Origin of the sequence: Saccharopolyspora sp., assembly GCF_017434145.1 — a bacterium.
GTDB lineage: Bacteria > Actinomycetota > Actinomycetes > Mycobacteriales > Pseudonocardiaceae > Saccharopolyspora_C > Saccharopolyspora_C galaxeae.
This window is the reverse complement of record NZ_JAFRFW010000372.1, coordinates 1-6,951: the sequence shown is the minus strand read 5'-3', so window position 1 is coordinate 6,951 and position 6,951 is coordinate 1. Positions and strand designations below refer to the sequence as shown.

General features: G+C 68.9%; 8 protein-coding genes. 5 read left to right on the top strand and 3 right to left on the bottom strand.

All coding sequences use genetic code 11. From position 1 onward, the window contains the following. On the bottom strand, nt 1–171 hold a 171-nt coding region (locus IJH84_RS29245; RefSeq protein ID WP_367269006.1), incomplete at its 3' end, for a zinc finger protein. Between the two features lie 182 nt (nt 172–353). Between IJH84_RS29245 and IJH84_RS10120 the strand changes: the two genes are divergently transcribed. Beyond that, nucleotides 354–1,202 (top strand): helix-turn-helix transcriptional regulator, encoded by an 849-nt coding sequence (locus IJH84_RS10120; protein WP_295143155.1) that lies wholly within the window; start codon nt 354–356, stop codon nt 1,200–1,202. Nucleotides 1,203–1,204: 2 nt separating this feature from the next. Further along, nucleotides 1,205–1,408: a DUF397 domain-containing protein gene (locus tag IJH84_RS10115; protein WP_295143152.1), complete on the top strand. Its 204-nt coding sequence runs from the start codon at nt 1,205–1,207 to the stop codon at nt 1,406–1,408. A 37-nt stretch (nt 1,409–1,445) separates the two neighbouring features. Here IJH84_RS10115 and IJH84_RS10110 read toward each other — a convergent pair whose 3' ends face one another. Then, nucleotides 1,446–3,392, bottom strand: a complete 1,947-nt coding sequence (locus IJH84_RS10110; RefSeq protein ID WP_200069092.1) for a cytochrome c oxidase assembly protein — start codon at nt 3,390–3,392, stop codon at nt 1,446–1,448. A 236-nt stretch (nt 3,393–3,628) separates the two neighbouring features. Between IJH84_RS10110 and IJH84_RS10105 the strand changes: the two genes are divergently transcribed. Together IJH84_RS10105 and IJH84_RS10100 are read left to right on the top strand one after the other, a co-directional pair. Then, nucleotides 3,629–5,017, top strand: coding sequence for a PepSY domain-containing protein (locus IJH84_RS10105; protein WP_295143148.1), 1,389 nt, complete (start codon nt 3,629–3,631; stop codon nt 5,015–5,017). 2 nt (nt 5,018–5,019) lie between these two features. Beyond that, nucleotides 5,020–5,658, top strand: coding sequence for a DUF5134 domain-containing protein (locus IJH84_RS10100; protein WP_200069090.1), 639 nt, complete (start codon nt 5,020–5,022; stop codon nt 5,656–5,658). 3 nt (nt 5,659–5,661) lie between these two features. On the opposite strand, the gene IJH84_RS10095 is transcribed toward IJH84_RS10100, so the two are convergent. Next, nucleotides 5,662–6,549, bottom strand: a complete 888-nt coding sequence (locus tag IJH84_RS10095) for an alpha/beta fold hydrolase (protein WP_295143144.1) — start codon at nt 6,547–6,549, stop codon at nt 5,662–5,664. 151 nt (nt 6,550–6,700) lie between these two features. Here IJH84_RS10095 and IJH84_RS10090 point away from each other — a divergent pair. Next, a partial coding sequence (locus IJH84_RS10090; RefSeq protein WP_295143141.1) for a hypothetical protein occupies nt 6,701–6,951 on the top strand: 251 nt, incomplete at its 3' end.

The following is a 6,951-nucleotide window of genomic DNA, read 5'->3' as shown; positions in this document are numbered from 1 at the left end:
GCAGGTTGCGCACGTCGGCCACAGCCACGCGGCAGCCCCTTCCTCCGCCACCAGCGCAGCACCGCACAACGCCTCGACACACGTCCCCGCTCGAAAACCCAGCCGCGGCGCGGAATCCCGGCCCGCATGACGCTCACCCCTAGCCGGAAACCAACGAAACGGATACGGCAACGCACACCTCCAGGGAGTCGCCGGTCAGGTCGCGGTAGACCACCGAACCACCACCAGTCGGACACAGTGATCATTGATGTCCCTGTGAACATAGCGGTGTACACAGGTCCATGCCTAGTACTCGTTAGAGTGACTGATCGGCCGGGCAATGCAGGTGTATCGGGGCTTTAAGATCGGCGGACATGGCGACCGGATCAGCCAACTCACCTTCAGCACGAGCCCTCGGAGCCGAGCTGCGCGATGCGCGGAAACAGGCGAGGTTGAGTCTCCGTGCACTCGCCGAACGGCTGGCCGTGGCCAAGACCCAGCTCCACCGATGGGAAACCGGCACGAGCGTGCCGTCACCCGAGCACGTCGCGAGCTTCTTGACCGCACTCGGGGTCAACGGGGACGAATACGAACGGATCCTGGAGCAAGCTCGCAGCACCGACGCGCCCAGTTGGATCAGCTCCGGGATCCCGGGTGTGCAGAAGGAACTGGCGTCGCTGGTCCAGTTCGAGAGCACTGCCACCGAAATCACCGAGGTGGCGCCGATGCTGATCCCGGGTCTGCTGCAAACACCGGACTACATGCGGGCGTCCATGGCTGCGCTGCAGAACAACCAGATCGGCCCACGCATCCTGACGCGAATGGAACGAAGGACGGTGCTGACCAAATCGAACGCACCGACTTTCACGGCGTTGATCGGCGAGGCTGCGCTGCGCGAGCCGTTCGGCGGTCAAGCAGCGATGGCTGAGCAGTTGAGACACATCACGACGGCGGCGACCGACCAGTCGAACATCACTGTGCGGGTCATCCGCTCCGGCGCGGAAACGTTCCACGCCGCCCATGCCGGTCAGTTCATCCTGCTCCGCTTCCCGAAGGCGGACCCGATCGTCCAGATCGACCACTACAGCAGCTTGATCTTCATCAAAGGCCCGCGCGACGTCGCTGCGCACGCCGAGGCCGTGAATCGCTTGCAAGACCTTGCATTGTCCGCAGGTGATTCGCTGGACTTCATCGCAACTCTTCGAGCAGAGATGGAAGGTTGACGATGACGCTGGAGATCAGTGGATGGCGCAAGAGCAGTCGATCAGCACCGAACGGCGCGTGCGTCGAAGTAGGCGGAGCCCCCGGCCTCGCCGCCGTCCGCGACACCAAAGACCGCGACGGCGGACACTTGATCTTCGCCGCACCGGCTTGGTCCGCGTTCCTGCGGCACCTCCGCACAGGCGCCCTGGACCGCTCGCACACCTGAAGGTTCGCCGAGAACACCCGCTGGCGAGCGTGCCGCGTCAGTTGCCGCGGCGTTGGGCGAGTTGGGCGAGCATTTCGTTGTAGGCAGCGAGTTCCTCGTCGCCGGAGCGATCGGCGCGGCGGGCCTCACGCATGTCGTGCCGGTACCACTGGGTCATCAGGGCCAGCAGCACCACGATCAGCGGGCCTTCGCCCGCCGCCCAAGCGATCCCGCCCGCGAGGTACTGGTCGGCCAGCAGGTCGTGCGCCCACGGCAGGTCGAGGGTGCGGTAGAAGTTCTCCGCGATCACGCCGTCCATGCTCATCATGATCACGCCGAAGAAGGCGTGGAACGGCATCACCGCGAACACCATTCCGAGTTTCGCCAGGTGCGGCAGCGGTTTCGGCGCCGGGTCCACGCCGATCACCGTCCAGTAGTACAGGTAGCCGACCAGCAGGAAGTGGATGTTCATGAGCTCGTGCGCCCAGTGCTCGGACATCGCGGCCTCGAACAGCGACGTGAAGTACAGCGCGTAGAACGAGACGACGAACAGCACCGTGGCGATCGCCGGGTGCGCGAGCCACCGCGCGAGCGGCGAGTGCACGGCGGTGAGCACCCATTCCCTTGGGCCGTGCGGATTTCCGCGTCCGGCCGGGGTGCAGGCGCGCAATGCCAGCGTGATCGGCCCGCCCAGCACGAGCAGCACCGGAGTGAGCATGTTGAGCACCATGTGCACGAGCATGTGCACGCTGAACACCCCGGACGAGTAGACGCCGAGCCCGGAGGACGTGGCGATCACGAGCGTCGCGCACCCCACCAGCCACGCCGCCGTCCGGCCCGGCGGCCAGGAATCCCCGCGCTTGCGCAGCGAACGCACTCCCAGCAGGTAGAGCGCGGCGAGTGCTACGGCGGCCGTGCCGAGAATGAGGTCGAAGCGCCAAACCGTCAGCAGGTTCAGCAGGCTCGGCGGCCCGGGCAGGTCGTAGCCGAGGATCACTTCGGACGTGCTGGTCGTGCGGTCCAGCAGGTTCGGCGGTGGCGTGTGCGCCATGCCCATCGATACCCCGACCGACACGAGCATGATCGTGAGCTCGGTGCCCAGCAGCGCCGCCGGTGCCGCGAGCCGCCGTCGCGCCCACATCCCGGCCGCGCCCAACGCGGCCAGCAGCACCACCTTGGCCAGCACCAACGCGCCGTATCCGGTTGCCAGTCGACTCGGCGGCAGCAGCACGAACGCATCCACGAGCCCGGAAGCTGCCAGCACGAACCAGCAGACGGCCGCGAGCTTGCGGTAGCGCGCCAGCACCAGTTCCCGATGTCCACCGCCACGGCGCACGTGCGCGATGACGGCGATCAGCACGCCCAGCCACAACGCGGCCGCCACCACGTGCAGCACGATCACGTTGGTCCCGTAGTCGTGCCCGGCGTTGGATGCCGAATGACTCACCACCGCCGGTGGCAGCAAGCCGATCGCGGCCAGCGCCGCCAGTCCCATCGCGGGTCGCCACATCAACGCCATCCGCGCGCACACCGCGACGACCAGCGCGATGAGTGCCGTGGCCAGCCACGCCTTCGGCTCGTACAACGCGGACAGCAGACCGGTGAACGCCGATGGCTCCACCACGTCGGCCAACGACTGCCCGGACGAATCAGCCATTTCGAGCGGAATCATCAACACCGCTGCCACGAACCAGACCCAGCCCGCAGCGCCACCAGCACGCACCGCCGCGAAACCGTCCGGAGACACCCCACCGGAACCGCGCGGTGTGGTGAAGAACGTCGCGAACGCCAACGCTCCCAAGCAGATCGCTGCGGACACGTCGGCTACCAGCCGCACGAGTCCGATGCCGAGCTGCACCACCGCGCCCGGTGCCGACAGCCCTAGCTGCGCGTAGACGTCCGCGCCGCCGAGCGCGGCGACGAACACCGTCAGCAGCACCGCGAAGCCACCACCCAGCAGCCACGGCAATCCGCTCCGCACCCGGCCCGTACGTTCCTCCGACATCGGTGGTTGCTGCTCCCTGCGCCTATCGACACCGGCCGCCCGAGATGGCAGGCCGCACAGGACGGGTCGGCCGCGAGTTCGTCGCGGTTCCGGCAGATGTTGCGGCGTGACAAGGCACACGGCCGAACCGGCGCGGCCGTTCCCAGTTGATGGACGTCATTTTCCCGGCCGGGAACCGATGCCGATGATCCCGCGACTAGTGGTGCGACGACACGCGCCGAACGGTGGGAGAAGCGATGGCGACGGATCCGACGCTCGTGCGGCAGGACCCGCTACCGGAAGCCGGCGCCCCGGAGGACGTGCCGCAGGGGCGTTCCACCTGGGCGGTGCTGCGCCCGCTGATCATGCGGCTGCACTTCTACGCCGGGATCTGCATCGCACCGTTCCTCACCGTCACCGCGCTGACCGGCCTGCTGTACGTGTTCACCCCGCAGCTGGAGCAGTGGGCCTACGCGCACGAGCTGCACGTTCCGGCCGCCACGACCAGCGCACCGCTGTCCGCGCAGATCGACACCGCGAAGGCGGCGCTGCCGGACCGGGGACTCAGCGCGGTGCGCCCTGCGCCGACCGCGACCGACACGACTCAGGTCATCTTCGCGCCCGACGCAGGCCGCTCGGACAGCTACCACCGCACGGTGTTCGTCGACCCGCACACCGGCGAAGTGCGCGGGAACTTGGAGACCTACGGCGACGGCCAGTCGTTGCCGCTGCGCACCTGGGTCGACAACCTGCACCGGGGACTGCACCTCGGCGACGCGGGCCGGGTCTACAGCGAACTCGCCGCGAGCTGGTTGTGGGTGGTGGTGCTCGGCGGACTCGCCTTGTGGGTCGGGCGACGCCGCCGCGAGCGCCGCGCCCGGCTGCTGCTGGCACCGGAGTTCCGGCCCGCCGGGCGCAAGCGGGTGCTGTCCTGGCACGGAGCGGTGGGCATCTGGGCCGCGATCGGCCTGCTGTTCCTCTCCGCGACCGGACTGACCTGGTCGCTGTTCGCCGGTGAGAACGTGACCGCGTTGCGCGCCGCGCTGTCCTGGGAGACCCCCGAAGTCACCACCGATGTGCCACCCGCTCCGGCCGCGGGCCCGAGCGGAGACGTGGGCGTCGACCGGGTGCACCAGGTCGCGCTCGGGCAAGGGCTCAACGGACCCGTGGAGATCACTCCGCCCGACGGCCCCGGCAGCGCCTACACCGTGATGCAGGTGCAGCGGCACTGGCCGACGCAGCAGGACCAGATCGCCGTCGACCCGGCGAACGGGAACGTGACCGGAATCGTGCGGTTCGCGGACTACCCGCTCACGGCGAAGCTCTCGCGCTGGGGCATCGACGCGCACATGGGGATCCTGTTCGGCTGGGTCAACCAGGTGCTGCTGGCCTCGCTCGCCCTCGGCCTGCTCAGCATGATCTTCTGGGGCTACCGGATGTGGTGGCTGCGGCGGCCCACCCGCGGTTTCGGCCGGTTGCCGGAACGCGGGGCGTGGCGCCGGATCCCCGGCCGGGTGCTCGCGCCGATCATCGTCGGAGGCGCCTTCATCGCCTACTTCGTCCCCTTGCTGGGGGCTTCGCTGCTGTTTTTCCTGATCGTCGACATCGTGCTCGGGCTGCGCGCCCGGCGGATCACCGGAGCCTGACCGTGGTCGAATCGTTGCTGCTGCGCTGGGTCCTGACCGTGCTGTTCACGCTGACCGCGGTGTGGTGCGGATTCCGCGCCGCCCGCCCGGCCGGTGGGTGGCCGGACCGGCTCAGCTCGATCAGCCACCTCGCGATGAGCCTGCTCATGATCGCGATGGCCTGGCCGTTGGGCATGAGCGTGCCCGCAGGGCCGCAGATCGCGCTGTTCGCGGTCGCCACCGGGTGGTTCCTGGTGCTGACCGCGCTGCGGGTGCCTTGCGGCCACGCCCGGCGGGCGCGGATCGCGCACACCCACCATGCCGTGATGTCGGCGGCCATGGTGTGGATGATCGCGACGATGCCGATGCTGATGATGGGCGGATCCGACTCCGGCGGCGGGCATCATCACCACTCCATGGGCGCACCGTCGTCCGGAGTGCTGGCCGCCGCGGCGACGCCAGGGCCGCCGGGCGGTGTCGTGACGATTTCGGTGCTGCTGGCCGGTTTCCTGGTGCTGTCGTCGGTGGTGTGGATTTCCAGCGCCGTCGACACCGGCCGTCGCGCCCTGGCGGAATCCACCGCGACCCACCCGGCGTGGGACTCGGCCTGCCACGGGGCGATGAGCATCGGCATGGGCGCGATGCTGCTCAGCATGGTCTGAGGTTCACAAGCTGCCGAAGAAGGTCAGCAGCGCATCCGCGGTCTCCTGCGGCGCTTCTTCCGGCACGTAGTGACCGGACGGGAGTGCCGCCCCGCCCACGTTGTCGGCATAGCCGCGCCACACCGACAGCACGTCGTAAGTGGCGCCCACGAACCCTTCCGCGCCCCACAACGCCAGCAACGGCGCGATGACGCGGTTCGCGCGGTCGGCTTCGTCGTGTTCCAGGTCGACCGAGGCCGCCGCGCGGTAGTCCTCGCAGGACGCGTGGATCGCCGCCGGATCGGAGAAGCACCGCACGTACTCGTCCACGGCCGCGGGCTCGAGCAGCCCGGCGTCGCCGCTCCACGCGTCGATCCGGCTGCGCACACAGAACTCCGGCGCGCCACCGATCAGCCGCTCCGGCACGCCATCGTCAGCGGCCAGCAGGAACCAGTGGTAATAGCCGAGCGCAAAATGCATGTCGGCGTGCCTGAACGCGTAGTGCGTCGGCACGATGTCCAGCACCGCGAGCCCGCGCACCGCGTCCGGATGGTCCAGCGCCATCCGGTGCGCGACCCGGCCGCCGCGGTCGTGCCCGGCGACGGCGAACCGCTCGAAGCCGAGCTCCCGCATCACCAGCACTTGATCCCGCGCCATCGTGCGCTTCGAGTACCCCTCGTGCCCCGGCCCGCCCGCTGGCTTGTCGCTGTCGCCGTAGCCGCGCAGGTCCGTGAGCACCACGGTGTGCTGCTCGGCCAGCGCGGGCGCGACCCCGTGCCAAATCAGGTGCGTCTGCGGGTAGCCGTGCAGCAGCAGGACCGGCGGGCCGTCGCCCCCGACGAGGGTGTTGATGCGGACATCGCCGACTTGGACGGTTTCGCGGCGGAACGAGTCGGGCAGCGGGACGCTCATGCAGGTGCTCTCCTGACTGTCTCGGCAGCTCCTCCCCGCACGCTAACCCGCCGGTCAGCGCTCGCGCGTCAACGTCGTCACGATCACTTGCTCGGCCGGGGACAAGCGTTCATCGCTGCGGCGTCGACGCTACCGGGGATCCGCGTTCGCCGTGGTTTCCGGAAAGCCGCAACGCCGGAACCGTCTGCTGTGGATCGTCCTTGAATCGAGCGAGCCGGTGAGCGCGGCCGGACAGGTGCGCTCACCTTGCACCGAACGGCGGGGGCATTCATCGCACACCGCGTCCCGCATTCGCCCGAATCCATTTCTTGGCCTGCACGCGCACATCCTGGTCATCGATCCAATCGGTGCCGACCTGCACGGTGTCGACCAAACCGTCATCACCGTGCGAACCACGCGCGT